The sequence below is a fragment of the Siphonobacter sp. SORGH_AS_0500 genome, from assembly GCF_002838835.1.
Taxonomy (GTDB): domain Bacteria; phylum Bacteroidota; class Bacteroidia; order Cytophagales; family Spirosomataceae; genus Siphonobacter.
This window is the reverse complement of the sequence record NZ_NHPP01000005.1, coordinates 83,150-106,548: the sequence shown is the minus strand read 5'-3', so window position 1 is coordinate 106,548 and position 23,399 is coordinate 83,150. Positions and strand designations below refer to the sequence as shown.

General features: G+C 44.5%; 19 protein-coding genes. 9 read left to right on the top strand and 10 right to left on the bottom strand.

Annotated elements, in window-relative coordinates:
• The first annotated feature begins 86 nt into the window (after nucleotides 1-86).
• A complete protein-coding gene (locus tag BWI96_RS07315; protein WP_106636018.1) occupies nucleotides 87-506 on the top strand; it encodes an SRPBCC family protein in 420 nt (139 codons plus the stop codon).
• Between the two features lie 484 nt (nucleotides 507-990).
• On the opposite strand, the gene BWI96_RS07310 is transcribed toward BWI96_RS07315, so the two are convergent.
• Nucleotides 991-2,556 (bottom strand): serine hydrolase, encoded by a 1,566-nt coding sequence (locus BWI96_RS07310; RefSeq protein WP_106636017.1) that lies wholly within the window; start codon nucleotides 2,554-2,556, stop codon nucleotides 991-993.
• Between the two features lie 214 nt (nucleotides 2,557-2,770).
• Here BWI96_RS07310 and BWI96_RS07305 point away from each other — a divergent pair, with 214 nt between their 5' ends.
• A complete protein-coding gene (locus BWI96_RS07305) occupies nucleotides 2,771-3,304 on the top strand; it encodes a DUF4833 domain-containing protein (RefSeq protein WP_106636016.1) in 534 nt (177 codons plus the stop codon).
• A 166-nt stretch (nucleotides 3,305-3,470) separates the two neighbouring features.
• Here BWI96_RS07305 and BWI96_RS07300 read toward each other — a convergent pair whose 3' ends face one another.
• The 3 genes from BWI96_RS07300 to BWI96_RS07290 form a co-directional block, all read right to left on the bottom strand.
• The gene (locus BWI96_RS07300) at nucleotides 3,471-4,493 is read right to left on the bottom strand and encodes a FecR domain-containing protein (protein ID WP_106636015.1); all 1,023 of its coding nucleotides are present in this window, start codon (nucleotides 4,491-4,493) and stop codon (nucleotides 3,471-3,473) included.
• 30 nt (nucleotides 4,494-4,523) lie between these two features.
• On the bottom strand, nucleotides 4,524-5,123 hold the full coding sequence (locus tag BWI96_RS07295; RefSeq protein ID WP_106636014.1) for an RNA polymerase sigma-70 factor: 600 nt from the start codon (nucleotides 5,121-5,123) through the stop codon (nucleotides 4,524-4,526).
• Nucleotides 5,124-5,245: 122 nt separating this feature from the next.
• A complete protein-coding gene (locus BWI96_RS07290; RefSeq protein WP_106636013.1) occupies nucleotides 5,246-6,586 on the bottom strand; it encodes an MATE family efflux transporter in 1,341 nt (446 codons plus the stop codon).
• 425 nt (nucleotides 6,587-7,011) lie between these two features.
• Between BWI96_RS07290 and BWI96_RS07285 the strand changes: the two genes are divergently transcribed.
• The 5 genes from BWI96_RS07285 to BWI96_RS07265 all read left to right on the top strand — a co-directional run bounded on the left by BWI96_RS07285 (nucleotide 7,012) and on the right by BWI96_RS07265 (nucleotide 12,585).
• Nucleotides 7,012-8,214, top strand: a complete 1,203-nt coding sequence (locus BWI96_RS07285) for a multidrug effflux MFS transporter (protein WP_106636012.1) — start codon at nucleotides 7,012-7,014, stop codon at nucleotides 8,212-8,214.
• A 52-nt stretch (nucleotides 8,215-8,266) separates the two neighbouring features.
• Nucleotides 8,267-9,172: a LysR family transcriptional regulator gene (locus tag BWI96_RS07280; protein WP_106636011.1), complete on the top strand. Its 906-nt coding sequence runs from the start codon at nucleotides 8,267-8,269 to the stop codon at nucleotides 9,170-9,172.
• A 45-nt stretch (nucleotides 9,173-9,217) separates the two neighbouring features.
• Nucleotides 9,218-10,129 (top strand): LEA type 2 family protein, encoded by a 912-nt coding sequence (locus BWI96_RS07275; protein ID WP_106636010.1) that lies wholly within the window; start codon nucleotides 9,218-9,220, stop codon nucleotides 10,127-10,129.
• A gap of 584 nt (nucleotides 10,130-10,713) precedes the next feature.
• Nucleotides 10,714-12,057 (top strand): Gfo/Idh/MocA family protein, encoded by a 1,344-nt coding sequence (locus BWI96_RS07270; protein WP_106636009.1) that lies wholly within the window; start codon nucleotides 10,714-10,716, stop codon nucleotides 12,055-12,057.
• Nucleotides 12,058-12,222: 165 nt separating this feature from the next.
• On the top strand, nucleotides 12,223-12,585 hold the full coding sequence (locus tag BWI96_RS07265) for a hypothetical protein (RefSeq protein WP_157830250.1): 363 nt from the start codon (nucleotides 12,223-12,225) through the stop codon (nucleotides 12,583-12,585).
• 6 nt (nucleotides 12,586-12,591) lie between these two features.
• Here the strand turns inward: BWI96_RS07265 and BWI96_RS07260 are convergent, their stop codons facing one another.
• Nucleotides 12,592-13,419, bottom strand: coding sequence for an AraC family transcriptional regulator (locus BWI96_RS07260; protein WP_106636007.1), 828 nt, complete (start codon nucleotides 13,417-13,419; stop codon nucleotides 12,592-12,594).
• A 122-nt stretch (nucleotides 13,420-13,541) separates the two neighbouring features.
• Between BWI96_RS07260 and BWI96_RS07255 the strand changes: the two genes are divergently transcribed.
• Nucleotides 13,542-14,531: a YhdH/YhfP family quinone oxidoreductase gene (locus tag BWI96_RS07255; RefSeq protein WP_106636162.1), complete on the top strand. Its 990-nt coding sequence runs from the start codon at nucleotides 13,542-13,544 to the stop codon at nucleotides 14,529-14,531.
• A gap of 175 nt (nucleotides 14,532-14,706) precedes the next feature.
• Here BWI96_RS07255 and BWI96_RS07250 read toward each other — a convergent pair whose 3' ends face one another.
• The 5 genes from BWI96_RS07250 to BWI96_RS07220 form a co-directional block, all read right to left on the bottom strand.
• Nucleotides 14,707-15,675 (bottom strand): zinc-binding alcohol dehydrogenase family protein, encoded by a 969-nt coding sequence (locus tag BWI96_RS07250; RefSeq protein ID WP_106636006.1) that lies wholly within the window; start codon nucleotides 15,673-15,675, stop codon nucleotides 14,707-14,709.
• Nucleotide 15,676: 1 nt separating this feature from the next.
• Nucleotides 15,677-16,039 (bottom strand): DoxX family protein, encoded by a 363-nt coding sequence (locus tag BWI96_RS07245; protein ID WP_106636005.1) that lies wholly within the window; start codon nucleotides 16,037-16,039, stop codon nucleotides 15,677-15,679.
• An 83-nt stretch (nucleotides 16,040-16,122) separates the two neighbouring features.
• Nucleotides 16,123-16,698: a Crp/Fnr family transcriptional regulator gene (locus BWI96_RS07240; protein ID WP_106636004.1), complete on the bottom strand. Its 576-nt coding sequence runs from the start codon at nucleotides 16,696-16,698 to the stop codon at nucleotides 16,123-16,125.
• 980 nt (nucleotides 16,699-17,678) lie between these two features.
• Nucleotides 17,679-18,137 carry a hypothetical protein gene (locus BWI96_RS07225; protein WP_106636001.1) on the bottom strand — a complete coding sequence of 153 codons (459 nt, stop codon included), beginning with the start codon at nucleotides 18,135-18,137 and terminating at the stop codon, nucleotides 17,679-17,681.
• A gap of 198 nt (nucleotides 18,138-18,335) precedes the next feature.
• The gene (locus BWI96_RS07220; RefSeq protein ID WP_106636000.1) at nucleotides 18,336-19,043 is read right to left on the bottom strand and encodes a class I SAM-dependent methyltransferase; all 708 of its coding nucleotides are present in this window, start codon (nucleotides 19,041-19,043) and stop codon (nucleotides 18,336-18,338) included.
• Nucleotides 19,044-19,702: 659 nt separating this feature from the next.
• Here BWI96_RS07220 and purL point away from each other — a divergent pair.
• Complete coding sequence (gene purL / locus BWI96_RS07210; RefSeq protein WP_106635998.1) at nucleotides 19,703-23,359, top strand: phosphoribosylformylglycinamidine synthase; 3,657 nt, start codon at nucleotides 19,703-19,705, stop codon at nucleotides 23,357-23,359.
• Nucleotides 23,360-23,399 lie beyond the last annotated feature (40 nt).

Below are 23,399 nucleotides of genomic sequence, written 5' to 3'. Positions count from 1 at the left end.
CACAAATCGCCTCAACTTTGGCACTTTCAGCATCTTCGACAAGGGTAGATTTGCCGTAGGTTTGTCGTATCAAACGACACAAACCTATGGCAACTTTTGAGAAGATAACCATCGAAACGCTCATTAACGCACCCGTTGAAAAAGTATGGAAACTATGGAGCGAACCCGAACATATTATGCAATGGAACACGGCTTCTGAAGACTGGCATACAACGCAGGCAACGAACGATTTGCGTACGAGCGGTACGTTTTCATCCCGCATGGAGGCAAAAGACGGCAGCTTTGGTTTTGACTTTAGTGGAACGTATACCGAGGTAATTCCTCAGTCGCTGATTGCCTATGTGCTTGGAGATGAGCGTACGGTGACCATTACTTTCTCAGCCAAAGGCGATCAGACGCTAGTGGTAGAAACGTTCGACGCAGAGACTACGAATCCAGTCGCCATGCAGCAGGAAGGCTGGCAGCGTATTCTGGATAATTTCAAGAAATACGCTGAGCATAACTGAGTTATTTTGAAGAGTATCGATTTGCCCTATTGCTGCCAGCTGAAAAGCTGGCAGCTTTGTTTTGGGATAATCAAAATAGGTTTGATGTTAGTTTTTTGGGTTTACTAGTGGCTCAGGCTGCCAGCAAAAGGGCTGGCAGCGGCTACGTTGGCTATAGCTGGAAGATGTTCAATAGCAGAGTTATCTATTGCCGTTGCCAGCCTTTCTGCTGGCAGCATTGCTTGGGGATAATTAAAATAGGTTCGATGTCGGGTTTTGAGTTTACTAGTGGCTCATGCTGCCAGCAGAAAGGCTGGCAGCGGCATTACTGGGGTAGCTGTTGTACTAACAATTATTGCCGCCTTTGACCCGACCAGCTTTTCCGCTGGCAGCGGAATTCAATAAGCATTTAAACATCACTACACTAACGGCAACTGTATTATTAGGGGTGTGCTTTTTCGGCTTTATATCTTAAAGCAGTCCAAGTCAGATTCGTAATCCTAACCTAAGCTAATTTTCCTTCCAGAACCGGGCGTTTATCTTCGGTGTTGTCAATAATGGAAAGACTGCGGCGGAATTTAAGGGTGGCCTTATCGCCTTCGATGTGCACACGCAATGTATCATAATGAGCCGATTCGATGTAGCGGAGGGTAATCAAAAACGTTTGCTCATCACTCCAGGCTCCACTGGTTGCCAAGCGGGTTGGTAACTCTTTAGGTAAGGTAGAACGGGTTAACTTCAGGGCAGTTAGGGGCAGGCTGGTAGAGCCTAACTTCCAATAGCCAATCCCTCCTTCAATGCGATGTTCACGAGTACCGTCTTTCAACATCAACGTAAAATCTTTTCCATGAAAATTTAACTGAACCTGACTGATGCCCTGAGCATTCGACTCGACTGAAATTTTTTTACCGCTAAGGGTAGCCGTTAACGGAGAAGTGGGCGAACCCGGCGTAAGGGGTAATGCCAGCGAAGTAAGTTTTTTCTTTAATTCCTGCTGTACTCCAGCCGACCCCAATTGTCCCACGGCGGGAAGAATATGATTCCATACCGCATTCAGAATGCCTTGCATGTTACCACTTTCACTGGTCGTCACTACCACCATTTCTTTTTCAGGAATGACGATACAAAACTGGCCGAAAGCCCCGTCGCCCCGATAGGCATTATGCCGGCATCGCCAGAATTGATACCCGTATCCCTGTAGCCAGTCGTTACTTTCTTTGGGTTGATTGCCTCCTTTGGATTCTACCTGAGCCTGGGTCGCTTCCTTAATCCAATCGGCCGGTATTAGTTGTTTACCCTGCCATTTGCCTTCCTGCAAGTACAGTTGTCCAAATTTGGCAATATCCTCGGTGCGGAGTCTCAATCCCCAACCTCCGGTATTAATCCCTTTAGGGTCAATTTCCCAGTCGGCTCCGGTAATGTCCAGGGGTTTGAATAACCGGGGTGTCAGGTAATCCAGCAGTTTTTCTCCCGTTAACTTTTCGATCAGGGCCGAGAGCATGTAAGTCGCTCCGCTGTTATAGACGTAGAAGGTACCCGGCTGGTGCTGGACGGGTTGTTCAAAAAAGGCTTTCACCCAATCATCGGTTTGTGAAATGGGTCCAGTTGTATCCTTATCATGACCCGTTGACATGGTTAATAAATCTTTCACCCGCATGGCGGCTAGGTTAGCACTAACACTGGTGGGAGCTTTATCAGGAAAAAAGGAAAGAATTTTGTCTTCCACCCGAAGTCGTTTTTCGCTCACCGCAAAACCAATGGCCGTAGAAGTAAAGCTTTTACTGAGCGAGTATAACGTATGTTTAAGATCGGCCTGATAGGGTTTCCACCAGCCTTCGGCGATTACTTTACCTTTCCTCAAAATCATCAAACTGTGTAGGTTGAGTTTTTCATTTTCAACGGTTTGAATGAAGTTTAGCAGGCCTTCCGAAGAAACCCCCTGAGCTTCGGGAGTTGTTCGGGGAAAAGCAGAACCGGGCGAAACGGCCCAGACCGGTAAAGACGAAAGAAGGCTGGCTTGAGCGGTTAGAAAGCCCGCTTGCTTAAGAAATTCACGACGATTTAGAGGCATGTGAGGTAGTTTTGAAAATTTTGTAAAAATCTAAGAAATATCTTCATTGAATAAAAATAAAAAATATCTACTTTTAATAGGGGATAAGGCAGAGTCAGTGGTCATAGGGTCAGGTACTTCGGTTATGGAAACAAAGGAAGAAGAATCGTGACAGGAAAACCGAAATGTTATGCTCTTTAAACATTCATAATCAACAGTTATTACAGGAAAGCTTATGGTTAAGTTTGCACTGATTCCACTCGTATTGATAACCTTTTCGCTGGTCAATTCATTCACAGCCCGGGCGGATGGAAAGCCTCCTCTGGCCATATCCAAACAGTTGTTTTCGCTTCAGTTGAGTCGTAACTCTAACACGGTTATGTATGACGCAAACATTGGAGCAAACCAAAAACTTAATCCTGAGAAACCGATTGATGTTTACTGGATTCGTCATGAAGAACAGGGCCAACGCGAAAGCCTATCCAAAATTCAATGGAAATTGGCGTATGGATACACACATACCAAAACCAGTGCGGATACGTATTCAGTAAAGATCAATGCTTTTAAGGACCGAGCTTTTCGTGTGGAAGTGAATGAGGGAAAAGCAGTTGCTCTGGCTACGATTGATGGAAAGAAGTCTTACCTGCAAAAGATTTTCGTGCAGCTCGATCCGAATTCTTTCCTGATTCCCAAAGTTCAGTATGTAGAGCTGTTTGGGGTTGAGGTTCAGGGCAATAAATCTGTTTATGAACGCATCTTACCCAAATAAAATTTAGTATTAAATCGGATGTGAATTATTGCAAGGGCTCTTTTGTGGGTGTATAACTGGAAGTTTCGACCGCTGTAGAGCACAAGACCACAAGAATAAAATAGGGGTATAACCAAAGAAGCGATGCTGCAAGCATCGGCTTCTTTGGTTACTGAAAATGTTAACATTAACAACCCGTGCCGTCCAGAATAATCTGATTTCCGTTTTGACGAATGTGTAACTGGAAAGAATCCGCAATTACTTTAAGAATCGTGTCCAGACTGTCTTTGGTGTCGAATGGGACGTTCAACTGACAGTTCTTAATCCGATCATTAGCTAACTGAATATCTGCCTGGTATACTTCCCGAAGCGTTTCAATCACTTCCGACAAAGGCGTTTTTTCAAAAATTAGCTTGCCTGTCTTATAGGCAAAAACGTTCGGATTCAGATGGGCTGTGGTTTCAATGGTGTGCGAAGCCGAGTCAAAGGAAGCCTGCTGATTTTTAACAAGAGAAACTTCTTTCTTCATCGCTGTAAAAAGTACTTTTCCCGTTCGAACGGCTACTCTGACGTTGGAGTTATACGCCCGAACACTGAATGAAGTCCCAACCACCCGCACCGTTGTGCCATTCGCTTCAATAATAAACGGTTGCGAAGGATTGGGCGTGATGTCAAAAAAGCCTTCGCCTTTTAGTTGAACTACCCGCTGACCTTTTTCAAAACGTTGGGGATACGTCAACTGACTGCCCCGGTTAAGTAACACCGTACTGCCATCGGGTAAGTGTTGCTCCAAAGCCTGTTCAGTTGCTGTAGCTATCTGCTGGGGAGCTTGTCCGAATGGATTAAACATAAACCAGCATAATCCGAAAACTACCAGAATGGCAGCGGCGGCGGGCCAGAAATTTCTACGTTTAATCGGAATTACTTTGGCTTCCGATGCTATGTCGAGCGTTTGAACGGCAGGAAGGCCAAGTTTGCTTTTGACGCTATGCCAGGCTGCTTCCGTATCCACCGCGGCGGCGGGACTTTTGAGTACGGCACTCGACTCCCAGATTTGCTGTAGACGGTCAAATTCCCGCTGATGGTTTTCCCCGTTGGTAGGGTCGTGTCTTAACAGCCACTGCTGAACCTGCTCAGTTTCAGCCTCGTTGGTTTCGCCAGCCAGGTATTTTCCGAGTAGGCTATCATCTATACTATCCTGATTAGCCATGTTGGGAAGGGTGGTTAAAAATCGTAATGGTTAGTCATACACGTGAATGCCTAGTAAAAGGAGTAAGGGTAAATAATCCGCTAATTCGGTCCGCAAGATTCGCAGGGCTTTCCCGATCTGATTTTCAACCGTTTTAATGGATAAGCCCAACTGATCGGCGATTTCTTGATACTTCAATTCTTCAAAACGACTCATCATAAAAATCAGTCGGCACTGCTCGGGCAATCGTTCGATGGCCCGCTGTAACTGAATATCCAGTTCGGAGGCCATTAATTCCTGCACCGGACTTTGGTAAACATCGGAACCGTCGGCTTGCACATAACTCTGATACTCTGCCTGAACGGATAGATGTTTAATTCGGTTCAGACAGCGATTATGAACGGCCCGGTAGAGGTAGGATTTCAGCGAAGTCGTAATGACTAGTGAATCGCGTTTTTCCCAGAAAGCCAGAAACATGGCCTGCACGACCTCCTCGGCATCATCCCAGTCTTTTAAAAACGAAAATCCGTATTGGCATAAAGGGGAATATTGTTGCCGAAATAACAGCTCAAACGTGCGTTCATTGCCCGTTCGAATGGCCTCCAGAAATTGCTGATCTGTCAAGATCTCCGCCCCTTTTTTGTCATTCATGGTTTGATGGTCTGCTAGGATGACATCTCAAACGGTCTTTCCCCTACCGAAGGATGAATTTTTTTAATATAGGCATTGAAAGCGTGGGAGTGACTTCTCTCCCACGCTTTTGTGATTATACATCAGGCCGCTACGATCGTATTATTCTTCTTCGACAATTTTAAAAAGCGGAATAACAGAAAGACGGAAGCAAAAGTAAGTCCACTAATAAAACCTAGCCACATCCCAGAAGCACCCATGTTGCCGTGGAAAGCGAACCAGTAACCCAGCGGTAAGCCCACCACCCAATAGGCAATAGCGATGATGACGGTAGGCACCTGGACGTCTTTAATGCCCCGCAATAACCCGGCTCCGATGGCCTGCGTACTGTCAGAAATCTGGAAAACGGCGGCAAAAAGTAATAATAAGCTAGCAAGCTGTAATACTTCTGTGTTCTTGTTAAAGAAAGTTGGCAACTGATCGCGGAGCAGAACGAATCCAACGGCACAAAGTGTTCCATAAATTAGGGCTGTTACCAGCGTACTCTTACCGATGGTGGCAATGAGCGGCCAGTTGGAACGTCCCAGGGAGTTACTTACCCGAATCGACCCGGCCTGGGCCAAGCCCATGGATACCATGAATGTAAAGGAAGCACAGCTCAGGGCAATCTGGTGAGCGGCCTGAGCGATGGCACTGATCGTTCCGATAATAATGCCGGAAACAGCAAAAGCTCCGGCTTCCATGCCAATCTGTAAACTGCTGGGAATGCCAATGTGCAACAATTCCCGCATGGTAGTTCCGCTCAGATACCACTGTGATTTACGAACCGCCATGTATTTCCGAAAATTAGGATGATAGATGACATAAAGCGTAATGGCGATGAAAATTAAAGTCCGCGTAATGAGCGTCGCCCAGCCTGCTCCGATGAGTTCAAGTCGAGGAAAACCTAAGTTACCATAAATGAGTAACCAGTTTAGAAAGGCATTGATGGGCAGAGCCGACAGCGAGAAAAACATGGCCGTGCGGGTAAGCTCTAGTCCATCGGTGAATTGCTTGAGCGTCATGAATAACAACATCGGAATAATAGACAATCCCATGAGTTTCATGAAGGGCAACGCCAGTGCTACTACCTCTGGGTCCTGTTTGAAATAAAACAGAATATGGTTCCCGAAGAAGAGCGTCAGAGAAATGAGCAGAGCCGTTAAGGTGCAAAGAATGAAGCCATTGTATAGGTAATGTGAAACCTGCTGACTATCATGACGACCATGAGCCAGCGACACCATCTGCGAAACAGAAATAGTCATCCCAATACCGATAACAAACGGGATGTTGACGGTATTCAGAACCAGAGCTGCGGCTGCTAATTGTTTATAACTAATGGCCCCGACCATTGCAGTATCAATGATGTGCAGCACCATCTGAGCCAATTCTCCGATAATAATGGGAAAAGCTAATCGTAAAGTTTTAAATGCCTCCGTTTTCATGACTAGTGGAAAGATAATAACGCAATTGAGCCGCGAAGGTACGGAGGATTCCAGCGAAGCCCTAGTAGAGTGACAAAGAAAGAGATGGGGAAGTGGTTTATACTCAGATATGTCATCCAGAGCGAAGCGAAGGATCTTATGGGTTTTGACAGGTTACTTGGCCTTAGGAAACTTCGTTAGTCCGCGTTGGAAATGCGGATGAGCACGACTGGAGCGAGATTCCATCTTGTTCCTACCCAAAGGCAGACAATCAGAAAAGTTTATCTCGAATCCTATGCAAGTTCTAATCACAGGTTCAATAATCCTATGTTTCAGACTACATTCAATAAGTTTATCTTATTAAAATATAAGTAATAGATATTGGAAAAAGATAACAGATATAGCGAATTTTGTGTTTAAATCTGGAAATAAGACAATTAGAAACGATGAAACAGAAGCAGGGACTTATTATTACACTTGGATTATTAACTGCGGTTGCTCCTTTTTCAATTGATACTTATTTACCAGCCTTCACCGTTATTTCCCGGGATCTTCAGACCGACATTAGTTATGTCGCCTATTCATTAACCAGTTTTTTCATTGGTATTTCTTTAGGTCAGGCTCTGTGCGGTCCCTTACTGGATCGCTTTGGTAGAAAGAAACCCCTGTTGATTGGATTAAGCTTATACGTGCTTGCCGCTATAGCCTGTGCCAGTGTACAAAGTGTGAACTGGCTGATTGCGATTCGTTTTCTGCTGGCTTTAGGGGGTTGCGTAGGGATGGTAGCGAGTCGGGCGGTGGTTAGAGATTTGTTTACTCCGCAGGAAATGGCGGGCGTTCTATCTACTCTGATGCTGATTATGGGCGTTTCTCCCATCATCGCACCCACCATTGGCGGTTATATCTCAGAAGTAGCTGGCTGGCGGTATATATTCGGATTTCTGGCTTTGGTTGGAGTCACGTTGATTATGCTGGTGCTTCGCTATTTACCCGAAAGTAAACCCGCTGATCCCAGTATTTCCCTAAAACCTGCCCGTATTTTAAAGGATTATGGAACGGTGTTAAAAGAACCGATTTTCTCCATTCACTCCCTGGTAGCGGGTATGGCTTCGGGAAGCATGTTTTCTTACATTGCAGGTTCGCCTTTTGTGTTCATGAAATTGCATAACCTTTCTCAAACCGAATACGGCTGGGCTTTTGGATTTAATGCCTGCGGGATGATACTGGGAAGCCAGGTGAATCGTTTTTGGTTGAAACGTGCCAAAAGTGAAGAGATCCTGAAGAAGATCAGTGCATTTCAGTGGATCACGGCCCTGTTACTGATCATGGGTACCGTGCTGAACCTGTTCAATGCCATGGGTTTGTTAAGTATTATGTTCATATATCTGTTCTTCCACGGATTTATTAGCCCCAATGCAGCCGCGACGGCCTTGTTTCCCTTCAAACGTTACGCGGGTAGTGCTTCGGCGTTATTGGGTTGCATTCAGATGTTAATCGGGGCGGCGGCTTCGGGTCTGGTGAGTTACTTCCATAATGGTACCGCCCTGCCGATGGTGGTAGGAATGGCCCTTTCTTCGACCCTGGGTTACTTTTTATTAATCTCTCCGAAACTAGCCCGGCGAAATCTTCAGCCTGTAAGTGGTTCCTGAAAATCAAATCCAGTACCTTCGTAGGGCATTATCCCTATGAACGTCTGTATTCGTGGAATTACGTCAGCTAAGGTATTTTATTGAAGTCGCGAAAGAATTGCATTTTGGCAAAGCTGCTCAGAATCTTTTCGTATCACAACCCGCACTAAGTCAGCAGATTCAACTGCTGGAAAGTGAGCTGGGGGTAGAGCTGTTCGACTCGACCCGACGTAAGCAGTTCCGTAGGGTCGAATTGACCCCCGCCGGGCAGGTGTTTCTCAATGAAGCTCATAAAGTAATTCGGGCGTCTCAACGGGCAGTAGAGTTAACTCGTCAAACGGCCCATAAAGGAACGCTTGTCAAGTTGGGTATCTACAAAATGTTACTTCGCGAACGCATAGTAGAGATACTAACCCTCTTTTCCGAACATTTTCCCGAAGTAAACATCCAGCTCGTCGAGTTACCGACCTACATAAGCGTACAGGAGGCTCTGGTGGAAGGGACCATTCAATTAGGAATGACCCTTTGGCCTCTTCGGCTGGATGCTTTGCAGGGACACGTGTATCGAAAAGGGCATCTTTGTGTGATCTTACCTAAAAATCATCGGCTTGCGTCTGAGGCTGAACTTCATTTAAATTCGCTCAAAAAGGAAAAATGGATTGAAATTCCGGCTACGCTTCATCCTTTTTATACGCAGGTAGAATCCATTTTTCAGCAAGCGGGAATTAACCGCAAAGCCTCTATAACTCAGGAAGTTTCTTCGCTGGACTTAGTGGGTGAACTGGTAAGTATGAACCAGGGAATTGCTCTGGTACCCATCCTCTTCGACTGGACTCGTTACCCTGACATTCTCGTTAAAAACATTCAGTGGGACGCAGATCAGCATCCTTTAGAAATTGAATACGCCATTGCCTACCATCCTGAACACCTAACTCCCCGGTTGAAGGAAATGATTCAGACCTTGCCCAGCCTGCCCTAGGCATGCTTTTCTAAGGCTTTGTGGCTTATTTTTAGACACACCCTTATGAAAAAGGTTTTTATTACCCTGATAATTCTTATCATTCTGGCTGGAACAGGTTGGTTTCTATTCAAGCGATACGAACGTAAAAATGCGAATCCGGTTTCTGGTCTGAAGCCACGCGTAGAAATGAGTTTGGCGGAAATTTCGTCCATTACCGATTCTACGATGGAAATGTCCATGAAAATGCTGATTGACAATCCCTTACCCTTGGGAATGGATATTGAAAATTTTGCTTATCAGGTAAAAGTGGATGGGGTTCAGATTATCGAAAGCGATTACATGAAGCCGCTCCAGATTGAGCCCAGAGACAGCGTTACGATTGATATTCCTACGGAGTTAAAGATTGATACGTTTTCTAAAGTGGCAAAAAGAGGAGAAGCGGCGGGTCAGGATAGTGCTTTATACCAGTTTGAAGTCTTCTTAAAACTGGCGAAACCAGTGCTGGGTCACGATACACTTCGAATCGAAATGGAAAAACGATTGCCTTTGTATCACCTTCCAGAAATTGAAGTAGTAGGCATTGACCTGGAAAAATTCAAGCTCAAAAAATCTGAACTGAATGTGGACCTTCGGTTTATTAATAAAAATGACTTCGCCATTCAGTTTAAAAACATGAGGTATTCCATCGACCTGGGTAAAGAAAAAACTACAATCAATGGTCAATCACCGGGAGTTACCCGTGTTCCTGCCAAAAGTGATAAAGTGTACCAGATTCCGGTGCAGGTGGAACTCGGAAAAATGATTAGTGCAGGCACACAAATGCTGTTTCAGGGTAAAAAATTCCCTTTCACCGTCCATCTTCGTTCGCAGATAATATCAGATAATGATATGCTCAAAAACAGCAAGTTAAACATGAAAATTAGAGGCAATATGGAAGACATGAAAGCCGCGAAGAAGATGGTGGAAATGAAGTGATAGTGAAGAGATTGGTTAAAAAGAAGTAAGCCTCTCCACTTCGGAAGAACCATAGGGTGAAGAATTTATGCTGCCATCTGTCATCGAGAGCGAAGCAGAGGTGACTTGGTTGTTTCCCTGGATGAAATTCGGGACAGGGTTGCTATTTATGCCGTGGTTAGTGTCTCACCAACCACGAGGAAGTCGCGTCTTTATCCTTTCAAAACCAGAAGACGTTTCTTCGCAGCTACCGTCCTCACTTGTCCTCTCGAACGAAGAAAGACCTTCTGTAAAACGGCACGGCTAAAGTTTCCTCATGACCGAGATAAGTTAATAAAACCCAAAAGATCCTTCGCTTCGCTCTGGACGACAGGTCGGAGGTAAGGTTTTCTTCCCACGGCTCGCTCGAACGGAGGGAGAGGTTAACTCACTTTTATTTAAATCTCGCTTTTAGGATAATTTTAGGAATGTTTGGGTATAAATTGAATCATGAATTCTTTATACTGAAAAGTTTGCAAAGAATACATGACTCAGAAAAGAAGTAGCTTTAATGAAAATAATGACTTACTTCTTACTGAAAACGCCTCTATTAACCTTCTATTTCCATGCAAAAATCCCGGAGAGATTTTATTGTCAAAGCCGCACTAGGAACCGCTGGTATCACTTTCGGTGGTCTGGCCCAGGGCATGTCTGCCAAAAGTTATTCCCGTATTATAGGGTCTAATGATCGTTTAAATCTGGCAATTGCCGGTTTAGGTCGTCGACTAGGAGCTTATTTTGATCCCATTGCCCGTAAAGACAGTAATGTGCAACTCATTACGCTTTGTGATGTGATGAAAAAGCAGCGGGAATCCGCCGTGAAGCAATTTTCCAAACACATTGATTACACCCCAAAGCTGGAAAATGATATTCGGAAAGTGATTGAAGACAAGAATATCGACGTATTAATCAATGCTACGCCCGACCACTGGCACGCTCCGGGAACCTGGATGGCCATTCAAGCGGGTAAGCATGTGTATGTGGAGAAACCTTGCAGTCATAATCCCCATGAAGGCGAGTTACTGGTTGCTTTTCAGAAGAAGTATAACAAGGTAATTCAGATGGGCAATCAGCAGCGTTCGTCTCCTGAAACCATCGATATTATTCATCAAATTCATAACGGAGCCATTGGGACTCCTTACAAAGCGGTGGCTTTTTATTCAGCTACTCGCGGAGAAGTGCCAATTCCAAAGAAAGCACCAATTCCAGAAGGCTTAGACTGGGATTTATTTCAGGGACCCGCTCCTCGCACGGACTATACGCACGACACCTGGGACTATAACTGGCATTGGTACGGTTGGATGTACGGTACGGCAGAAAGTGGTAATAACGCTACCCACGAACTGGACATAGCCCGTTGGGCCTTACAAGTTGAATACCCGGAATTTGTAGAGGTAGAGGCGGCCAAACGTCATTTCCTGGACGATGGTTGGGCGGTATATGATACGATGGATGCAACTTTCAAATTTGGTGGTAATAAAATCATCAAGTGGGATGGAAAAAGCCGCAGCGGGTATAAAACGTACGGTACTGATCGCGGAACGATCATCTATGGTTCTACGGGTAGTGTATACGTAGATCGGGATGGCTATAAGTTATACAGTCGCGAAGGTAAATTGCTGAAAGACAGCAAGGCCAAAGGTTCTGAAGCGGGTACGGCATTAGGAGGTGGTGGCGACATGACAACGGGCCATATGGTTAACTTCTTCGAAGCCATTCGGGGAAAAGCCAAACAAAATTCACCCATCGACGAAGGAGCGAAAAGTACTTTACTCTGTCACTTAGCTAACATTGCCTACCGTACCAACAAGTCTTTCAAAGTGGATTCGAAAAATGGCCGTATTCAGGACAAAGAAGCCATGAAACTTTGGAGTCGGGACTACGAAAAAGGCTGGGAGCCAAAACTATAAGAATGGCATTTCTGGAAAGCCTGGGTTATTTATTAGCCCAGGCTTTTTACTTTTTTATAAATACTAGTTCCGTTTATCGATGGATAGTAACCGTTTATAAATAAGTAGGTAACTAGACGATTAGCTGTATTTACATTGCATGGTACCTTGTAATGCAATATAGCTATGAAACCAATTTCGCTTTTACTAGTCGCAGGCATCTTGGCCTTTTCGTCATGCTCCAACGACACTAGAATTTCGGTTACTGATAACGATAGCCTCTACAAACTGGATGCAGAATTTGATGATTCCCGGACCACGATGGTTCAGGAATACTTCAATGATTTTTTCAGACCGACGAAGGTAATTGCCTTGAATTCAGGAAATACCAGTCAAGAAGTAATGCTACCCGACCAGACTAAGTTCAAAATTGAAGTCTCAAAAGGGGAGATTCATTTACAGTTCAACAAAAAGGAAAATAACCCAAAGGCATACGCTCAGGTAAAAGCCTGGAGTAAGGGTTTGGGAAGAGTGGTTACTGAAGAATAAACCATTTTAATAAAGCTGATCAGGAAAACTAATACAAAAATTGCCGTTCTCCTGAAGTTTGCGAAACTCCTTTGGACTCAGGCCCGTATACTGTTTAAAGTCTTTAATGAAATGACTCTGGTCATGATACCCGAACGCTTCGATGAGATCAAACCAGGGGGTATTGGGTTGATTGCTTACCTGTTGAATCACTTTTTTGAATCGCAGAAAACGAAGCAGTTCTTTGGGTGAATAGCCTACGTATTTCTTAAAACGTAACTGAACCGTTCGCTCCGAAAGTGAATGCTGATCGGCGATGACCTTAACGGGATTCAGTACGTCTTGATGAAACAGGGAAGCATGTTCCAATAGCGTTGAAGCCGCATCCTCCGAAGGACTTAATTCGCGTAAAATATGCGAGGTAAGATAGGCTACGCGTAGGTCAAAATCAGGAATATCCGCTAGCGAAAGATAGAGAGCATTCAAACTCGGAAAAGCTAAAACGGATTCGCTTTCGGTTAAGCTTTCAATAGTAATTTTTTCAAGGGATAAAAAGCGAAAAAATCCATCCAGCGTAAACCCAATAACCAGTAGATCATCACCGGGTCTCAGTTCATAATTTAGCATTTGTCGAAGGGGGCCAATCAGGGTAACCTGGCTGAATGAATGCTCTGCTAATGCCTTGTTCCCAAAGGAATAACGGATGGGATCACCGAAATTAAATACCAGCATTAACTCCAGATTGGGAGATAAATGCTGAATGATAGGTTCTGAATGGATTGGAATCTGAACGGCGTAAAAGTGATCAATTACGCCTGCCAGTCGCGAGTCGGGCTTTTGTTTATACGTAATCATTCCTTAATTGATTTTCCTTACTTGGCACAAGAGAAAGGCAGGTAATCAGGCTAGTCTGAGGAATAACTTGCTTGCAAGAACGGATTTTTCTAGGTTTCGGCTTCATTACCAGACATACGCTCATGGAAAATACATTCAAAGCTCTGCTCATCAGGGAAGAAAACGGCCAGTTTTTGAAACAAGTTCAGCAAGTATCGCTAAGCTCCTTACCTGATCACGATACCTTGATTCGGGTAACGTATTCTTCTTTAAACTATAAAGATGCCCTGTCCGCGACTGGTAATAAGGGAGTTACCCGTACCTTCCCGCACGTTCCGGGCATTGATGCGGTAGGCGTGGTAGAGGAATCTTCAGGAAAGCTCTGGAAAAAAGGAGATCAGGTTTTAGTAACTGGTTTTGATTTGGGAATGAATACCTGGGGCGGGTACGGACAGTACATCCGGGTTCCGGGAGAGTGGATAGTAGCCTTACCCCCAAACTTACAACCTCAGGAAGCCATGGCTTTGGGAACGGCGGGCTTTACTGCCGGACTTTGCGTTGACAAACTTGTTCAGGCTGGAATTAAGCCTTCCGATGGCCCAATCGCCGTAAGTGGAGCGACGGGTGGCGTAGGAAGTATCAGTCTGCAACTGTTAAGTAAGCTGGGTTACCAGACCGTAGGTATTTCAGGTAAGAAAAATACTGATTTACAACAACAATTAAACGGAACGGAGTGGTTGGATCGGCAGGAATTCACGGACGAAAGTAAACGGGCTTTGCTGAAACCTCGTTTTGCGGGTGCCATTGATACCGTTGGTGGAAGTGTATTAACCACGCTGGTACGCTCACTTCAGTATAATGGCGTAGTGGCTGCCTGCGGAATGGCTCAATCCGGTGATTTAAACCTGACGGTTTTCCCTTTTATCCTTAATGGCGTGAGCTTATTAGGCGTGGATTCGGTTCAGGCATCCATGCCAGTCCGGCAACGGGTTTGGAACTTACTAGCCAACGAATGGAAACCCGAACAGCTAGTGAGCTTTACTAAACAATTAACGCTGGAGGAGCTCCCGGAGCAAATAGACCAAATGTTAGCAGGCCAAACGGAAGGAAGAACGCTGGTGAAGCTTTGGTAATAAGCTCTTTGATATTGTTGGATCGTAAGACATAGAAGGTGTTATGCCGTTGTTGGTGTTTGAAAAAGTGTCACCAACAACGGCGGAGCAATTTTGCTAGCATACTACTATACTGGTTCGGCTGTAAAACGTTGACTATCAAACGATCGACTAACAACCAAAAAATATCAACTAATTAAATGGAAACAACCAAACGTTTCCCATCTGACACCTCCATTTCCCACAATTTTTCAATGTCCGATAACTTCACTTCTATGGTCTCTACTTTGAGCTGGTTATCAGCTGCCAGTTGAAACATTTCTGGAAGTATTTCTGTAAATAACAGCTTCATTTCATCTCTTGTCCAGCTTCCTAAACCTGATCCTGAAAGCTGAAGATCAACACTGCGTAAATTCTCTGCTGATAACTGAATTTTGTCGCCTGTTACAGAACCGATGGAAATAAATCTGGTCTTGTGAGTAAAGGAGCCATTACCTTTTAGAGACGCAAGTAAAAGTTCAGCCGTGTGGCCCCACAAATAATCCAGGATGATATCTATGGGCGTATTATTGTGTATGGCTTTCAGCTGGGCGATAAACGCTTCATCGGTTTGTGTCGTCAAAACCGTTTCGTCGGCCCCTAATGCTACTAGGGATTGGAGCGAGGCCTGATTTCTGCCCGTAACGATTACTTTTTTCGCTCCGTAATGCTTGGCCACCTGAATGGCAATTTTACCGGTAAATCCCGTTGCTCCGTTGATTAAAACGGTTTCGCCTGGTTTTATAGCTGCTCTGAAACGAAGAGCCATTGCCGAGCCCGCAACCGCATTGGGTAAGGCACAAGCCGAAGCATCATCCATCCCATCGGGTACCTTTACTATTTTTCTTTTATCAACAATGGCTTTTTCTGCCATCATACCTTCGCCCAAAGCATAGACTCTGGTGCCGTCTGCCAGCAAACCGACCCCATCGCCGCCAATTACTATCGCGTTCTGTCTCCCGACTTCGGCTGAGTAATGAGTGCCTTTTACCCTGCCTTTGTCGAAATTTTTGATGGCTGCTGCTTTTACAGAGATTACTAATTCGTCGTCATTTTTTACGCCTGGTTCTGGAAAATCGGCGTATTGGGGCATTTCGCCCTGCTGGAAAATTACTGCTGCTTTCATTTTATTGGTTTAAACGATGGTAAGTGAAGTACGAAGTGAGTAAGAGGGCCAATGCCAGTAATGCAAAAGAAGATGAGATCAGCGAATCGCCTGAGGCAAGATGGGCAATGAACCCCGAGACAACCGTGATGAAAAAACCTGCGTAAGCCCATTCTTTCGGGTTGTTCCTAACTACAGGAAGCAACAAAGCTGCCGTTCCTAAAATCTTGGCAATAGCCAATTCTACCCGGAAGTAATCGGGAAAGCCAAAATGAACGCAAAGTCTTTTTGCTTCTTCGGAAGTTAAATACGCCTTGGCGTTTGCCAACATCCAGACCGCAAAAAGACCCGTCGATATCCAGTAAATTATTTTTTGAGACTTCATTTTACATTGCCATTGAGTACAATGCAAAACTATTCGGAGGCCTATCAGGCAAGCGATAACATATGTTATCAAATTCAGACCTGTTATTTTCCTTTCAGCAGCTTACTTTTTACCCGACTTAAATGGACAGTAGTAATCCCCAGGTAAGAAGCAATGTAATGTTGCGGGATACGCTGAATGATTTGGGGTTGGGTTTCTAGGAGATGAAGATAGCGTTGCTGCGGCGTGTCTCTTATGAAGGAGAGGCAATGTTTCATGTAATGGATATTCCGGTCAAATAAGGTATCGATGAGCTTTTCACGTACTTTAGGGATTTCAAAGCCGTCACGCATGATCTGATCCATATCTTGCTTATCGATGACCCATAAAGTGCTGGGCTCTATGGTTTCCAAGGTTACAATACTTGGAATATTCTTCTTGAAACTTTCTACGGACGATACTCTTTCATTCTCGAAAAAAAACTGAAAGGTTACGTCTTTTCCATCTTTGTTAAACCAGACCCTAATACATCCTTTTTCAATAAAAAACGCCTTTTTTGAGATTTCGCCCTCCTGTATCAACACCTTTTTCGCAGGAACCTGTATTCTTTTGAAATAACTCGCATACTGATTCCATTGCTTATCGTCAAATGGCAGTATGCTTTTCAGCTTTTCTAACATAGATGGTTGCATTTTGGGAAAGATGAATGTATAATGGCAGTAGGTATCCTATAATACGTAAAAAATAAGGACTCATAGTGCCTAATCACAGTTAATTAATAATATGCAAATCAAGAGAGTGATTTTTGTCTATGACAAGATAAGCGAGGAATTGATTGATGAAATACCCATGGATATTCCTTTAGAGTCTCTAAAATGTATATTCATACCTTATGAAGAAGACCCAGATCTTATTATGTCTTATGATATAACCGTTGAACGAGCCTGTCAATTACAACAATAGTTGAATACTAGTTTTAGCCATTTTTTGAAAGTTGTTATTGAACCTTACTATTCACTATGAAAGCTAAGAGGTTAATTACTAGTTTATGGATTCTACTGTCTGGTATAGTGTTGCTTATTGCTGTTTATATGCTATTTAATACCTATGTTTCGATAAAATATGAAGTTGAAGAGAATTTTTCAACGAATGTTAATAATGACATTTTATTGAAAAAGGAGTTTTATAATGAGTTAGTATTAATTCTTAAATTTTTTATAGGCTATATAGTGACGAATTTATTTGTTTTCTGGATTGTCTCACTGATAAAGGATTGAATAAACGAAGATTGACGAATTAAAATTTGCCCTATGCTCCACAGTTACTCGGCTCTGCCGAGTGACGATATAGTGTAGTAGACCTCTGGCCGATGGTTGCAAGGATCTTTGGTGGGAAGAGATGTTCTTTTATTCGCTACTAGTTTGCATCTTACCGGCCAGAAGCCCAGTAGCCACTCGGCTAGAGCCGAGCGACTGTGCTTGGTCTTAAGGAATCTTTACTAGCCTTAAGACCAAGCACTTTACCAAAGGGAATAAGGTTCTTCGCTACGCTCTGAATGACAGGAAAAAATAAAAGAGTAATAGCATAGCTAGGAACGACAGGAGATATTAAGCAACAAAAAAGCACATGATTGAACATGTGCCTTTTTTGTGCGATATGGTTAAAATCGTTTTCCGAAGGAAACACCCAGCCAGGGGCTTAATCCAAAATTGTTGATGATAGGAGTGAGCATGATCCGCCAAATCCACTCATCATAGGTGTGGCGACGGTAACCAATGCTGGGAATATAACTCGTGAAATGGTCGGCATCCGGGTTGGTTGAGGCTCCACGAAGTTTGCCATCTGCCCGGGCAAAGGTAACGCCCACGCCCATTTCAATGTAAGACTTTTCTTCTTCTAACGTAAACAAGTAGTTGGCTCCCAGTGGAATAGTGAGGTATTTGGCGTTGTGATGGTAATACCCCAGGCCTGCCCGAAGACCAAATTTAGGCTTATCGGTTAGCTGTAGTTCATAATTAAGAGAACCGTATAACCCAGGTCCACCCGCTTCGACGTATACGCTGTGTTGAGATAAACTTGCAAAAGTGGTAGGATAGGTTTGACCTGAAGCCACACCCATTATCAATAAGCAGAATATTAGTATAAAGGTTGATTTCATAAGCGAGCGTAAAATGAACAAAGGCAGCTTTTCTCTAAACAGAATTATAACCCCGGTTGTTGCTAAATCTTTTCATAGACTTGGTTTGCGATGAAAGTTTAACAGTAGCTGATAATCCAGATTCGTTGGCTGATTGCAAAGAAAGTATTTAAAATCTTCTCATTTTCGGCCACTTAAACCACTGGCACAACCGAAAAAATAGGGCTCATGCCTTACTTCCAGTCCAGCCTCTTCAAATACCTGTTTTACGTAGGAAGTATTTTTAAACTTTTCAGTATAAATCCAGAGCATTCGGTAATCCTCGGGATTTCCCAGAAAAAGTTTTCCCAGGATTGGAATAACTTTTCCTAAGTAAAATTTATAAAGCAAAGCGAGCATTTTATTAGATGGCTTTGATACTTCTACAAAAGTAAACACACCTCCTGGTTTTAAAATGCGGGTTACCTCTTTAGCCAGGATTTGAAGCTGCTCCTGATTAAAGGTCTTCAAACCATAGGCACAGGAAACATAATCGAAATAACCAGTGGGTAATTGATTAGCCAAAATATTCTGACACGTAATCTGTATTTTATTATCAAATTTTCTGGCATTTTTCAGCTGACTTTGCCGAACCATTTTTTCTGAAAAGTCCAACGCCCAGATGTCTGCTTTGGGGAAATTTTTATGGAGAAATTCCCAGTTTTCACCCAATCCTGAAAGTAAATCAATGATTTGTATGGGTTCCTGAGAGGCTCCTAATTTCCGTAAAAACTGTTTTCTCCAGCGAATGGAAAACCCAAACGAGGTAATGTAATTCATCCGCTCATAAGAGCCGGACATTTGATTAAATAGTTCTTTAACGTAATCAGGTTCGTAAATGTCTGGCATCTAATGACTTAATAATATTTGGTTTGTACAGGTGCACAAATATAAAAGCGAATGCTACAGGTAATAAAAATTTGGGATCATTGGTAATGGCTTCAGAAGATTGCTTAAAATGTCGAATCGTTAGCATTATTAATGCGAATCATGGGTTTTGAAATCTTTATTGATCACGAAACGAATGGAATCATTATGGATGAGGGGGAAACAAAGCCGCTCTCTGTCATCTCGAACGTAAGGAGAGACCTTCTGGAATGGGATTGGCTTCGTTGTTCAGCAAGCGTCGATGGGAGCAAGCCTAATTTCGTTTAGGATAAGGTGTTCTCTGACCAGCTTCTGATTTGCATGCTATCGGCCAGAGGCCTAGAGCTAAGTGGTCACTCGGCTAGAGCCGAGCGACTGCGGGAGAAAACCCCTTCCCAATTAAAAGAATTTGGTCGGAATGATCCGTTGAGTTTTTGTGTTGCCCAATCAGATGAACACGCTTTCAGCCCGCGTTTGGGGTTCGGAAAGGTGGGCAAATGTAATTTTAAGCAGAAAAGGGGTGGGAAATCACTCATTTTTCATGCTCCTTCCTTCAACTTGGATTTTTTTCTGAAAAACGGTCGAATCACGCTACCTTTGTAGCAAGTACTAAGCTTTTATCTAGCATTACGACTCCAAACATGATTTATTTCTTTTCTGCCGATCAGGTTACTGTTTACGCGGTTGAAACCCAGCAGTCTTTGACTGACGCGGACATTTCTAAATTGAACTGGCTCTTCGGAGATTCATCCTTATTGCCAGAAACTACGATCAATCAGGTGTTTACGGGCCCGCGGGCAGCCATGATCACCCCCTGGAGTACCAATGCTGTAGAGATTACCCAGAATATGAATATTACGGGAATCAGCCGAATCGAAGAGTTTACGAAAGTAGCGGCTGATTTCACCGGTTTTGATCCGATGGTTTCTCAGAAATATGAGGAACTCAATCAGGAAATCTTCACCATCAACATCGAACCCGAACCGATTATCGAGCTGGATGATATTGCCGCTTATAACAAACAGGAGGGTCTTTCGCTGAGTGATGAAGAGGTAGAATACCTTAATAATCTTTCAGAAAAATTAGGTCGGAAGCTTACCGATGCCGAAGTATTTGGCTTCTCGCAGGTGAACTCCGAGCACTGCCGTCACAAAATCTTCAATGGCACTTTCGTGATTGACGGTGAAGCTAAACCTACTTCTCTGTTCAAGCTGATTCGTAAAACGTCGGAAACCAATCCTAATGGAATTGTTTCGGCGTATAAAGATAACGTGGCGTTCGTGAAGGGCCCTCGCGTGCAGCAGTTTGCACCGAAACGTCCCGACGTTCCCGAATTTTACGAGGTAAAAGAGTTTGACTCGGTCATCTCTCTGAAAGCCGAAACGCATAACTTCCCAACGACGGTTGAGCCTTTCAGCGGTGCTGCTACGGGTTCGGGTGGAGAAATTCGTGACCGCTTAGCCGGTGGTCAGGGAGCCATTCCTCTGGCGGGAACGGCGGTTTACATGACGGCTCTTTCTCGTCTGGAAAAAGATCGTCCCTGGGAGAAGGGTGTCGCTGAGCGTAAATGGTTATACCAAACGCCGATGGACATTCTGATTAAAGCGTCTAACGGTGCCACTGATTTTGGTAATAAATTCGGCCAACCCCTGATTACGGGTTCGGTATTAACCTTTGAACACGAAGAAGACGGTCGCACGCTGGGTTATGATAAAGTAATCATGCAGGCGGGTGGAATTGGCTACGGCAAAGCCGAGCAAGCCATTAAGCACCAGCCCCAACAGGGCGATCAGATCGTTGTAATGGGTGGAGATAACTATCGCATTGGCTTAGGCGGTGCGGCGGTGTCTTCGGCTGATACGGGGAAATTCGGTTCAGGGATTGAGTTAAACGCCATTCAGCGTTCAAACCCTGAAATGCAGAAACGCGTTGCTAACGCCGTCCGTGGATTGGTGGAAAGTGATAACAACCCCATCGTTTCGATTCACGATCACGGAGCCGGTGGACACCTGAACTGTCTATCCGAATTGATTGAAGATACGGGCGGATCTATTGATCTGGATAAGTTACCCGTGGGCGATCCTACGCTTTCAGCGAAAGAAATTGTAGGTAATGAGTCGCAGGAGCGGATGGGCTTAGTGATTGGCTCTGCTGATGTGGAAACCCTGCAACGCATTGCTGAACGCGAGCGGGCTCCCATGTATAATGTAGGTGAAGTAACCGCCGACCATCGCTTTACCATTGCGTCTCACACAAAAGACGCTAAACCGATGGATCTGGCACTGGCTGATATGTTTGGCAGTGCTCCCAAAACCATCATGGTTGACGAAACGGTAGAACGTACCTATCAGCCCGTTACTTATGATGTGAATGAATTAGAAACCTATCTGGAGGCCGTTCTTCAACTCGAAGCGGTGGCTAGTAAAGACTGGTTAACCAATAAAGTAGACCGTTGTGTAGGTGGTCGCGTAGCGAAACAGCAGAATGTCGGTCCCCTGCACTTACCCCTCAATAACGTTGGGGTAATGGCTCTGGATTTTCAGGGTAAAGACGGGATTGCTACTTCCATCGGTCACGCCCCAATCTCGGCTCTGATTGATCCGGCAGCGGGTAGTCGTAATGCGGTTGCCGAAGCTCTTTCAAACATCATCTGGGCTCCGCTTGAGGAAGGTCTGAAAAGCGTTTCGCTGTCGGCTAACTGGATGTGGGCCTGTAAGAACAAGGGCGAAGACGCTCGTTTATACCAGGCCGTTCAAGCCTGTTCTGATTTTGCGATTAGTTTAGGAATCAACATTCCAACGGGTAAAGATTCGCTGTCCATGAAGCAGAAATATCCCAACGCGGATGTGATTGCTCCCGGAACGGTGATTATCTCCGCAGGTGCCCCCTGTAATGACGTGCGTGGCGTGATTGAGCCCGTTTTACAAAAAGACGGCGGTTCGATTTACTACATTAACCTCTCGGGCGACCAATACAAGCTGGGGGGTTCTTCGCTGGCTCAGATTCTAAACCGAATTGGTAACGAAACCCCGGACGTAGTAAATGCCGAAGCGTTCAAAACCGCTTTCGATGCCATTCAGGAATTGATCAAAGCCGGAAAAATTCAGGCGGGTCACGATGTAGGCAGCGGTGGTTTGATTACGACCTTACTCGAACTTTGCTTTGCGGATCGCAACCTCGGAGCTACCCTGGACCTGACTTCCTTAGGGCAGCAGGATAGCGTAGCGAAACTGTTCGCTGAAAATATTAGTATCGTATTCCAGGCAGATGCTTCAGTTGAGGAGATTCTGACTGCCAAAGGAGTGGCCTTCCATAAAATTGGTGAAGTAACGGCTGAAGCTACGGTAACGATCAAAGATCAGGACGCAAGCTGGTCACTGAACGTCGATCACCTGCGTGATGTATGGTTCAAGACGTCTTACCTGCTCGATCAGAAACAAAGTGGTGTGGCCAAAGCAACCGAGCGTTTTGAGAATTATAAAAATCACCTGTTGCAATACCATTTCCCTACACAGTTCACGGGTAAAAAACCAGTAATTGAAGGCTACCGCCCGAAAGCAGCCGTTCTTCGGGAGAAAGGAAGTAATTCCGAACGCGAACTGGCAAATGCTTTATACTTGGCGGGCTTCGAAGTGAAAGACGTTCACATGACGGATTTGATTTCGGGTCGGGAAACGCTGGAAGACATTCAGTTCCTCGGTGCAGTAGGTGGGTTCTCTAACTCCGACGTACTAGGTTCGGCTAAAGGCTGGGCTGGTTCGTTCCTGTATAACGAAAAGGCGAAACAGGCTATTGAGAAGTTTTTCCAACGCGAAGACACCCTTTCCGTAGGGATTTGTAACGGCTGTCAGCTCTTCATCGAGTTAGGATTGATTAACCCTGACCATGAAGTGAAGCCTAAAATGAAACATAACGAAAGCCACAAACACGAAAGCTTGTTTACTTCGGTAACCATTCAGGAGAACAATTCCGTGATGCTTTCAACATTGGCGGGTAGCACACTCGGGGTTTGGATTTCGCACGGTGAAGGTCGTTTTGAGCTTCCTTACGACGAAAGTGAATACCAGATCACGGCGAAGTACACCTATCACACGTATCCGGCTAACCCCAATGGTTCCAGCTTTGATACTGCAATGATGTGCGATAAAACGGGTCGCCACCTAGTGATGATGCCTCACGCCGAGCGTTCGGCTTTGCAGTGGCACTGGCCTTATTATCCTGCGGGTCGTAAAGATGAAGTTTCTCCCTGGATGGAAGCTTTTGTCAATGCGAAAAACTGGTTAGTAGAGAAACAATAATTGGTAATTATTCGATAGTAAAAGCGGACCTGCGAAAGTG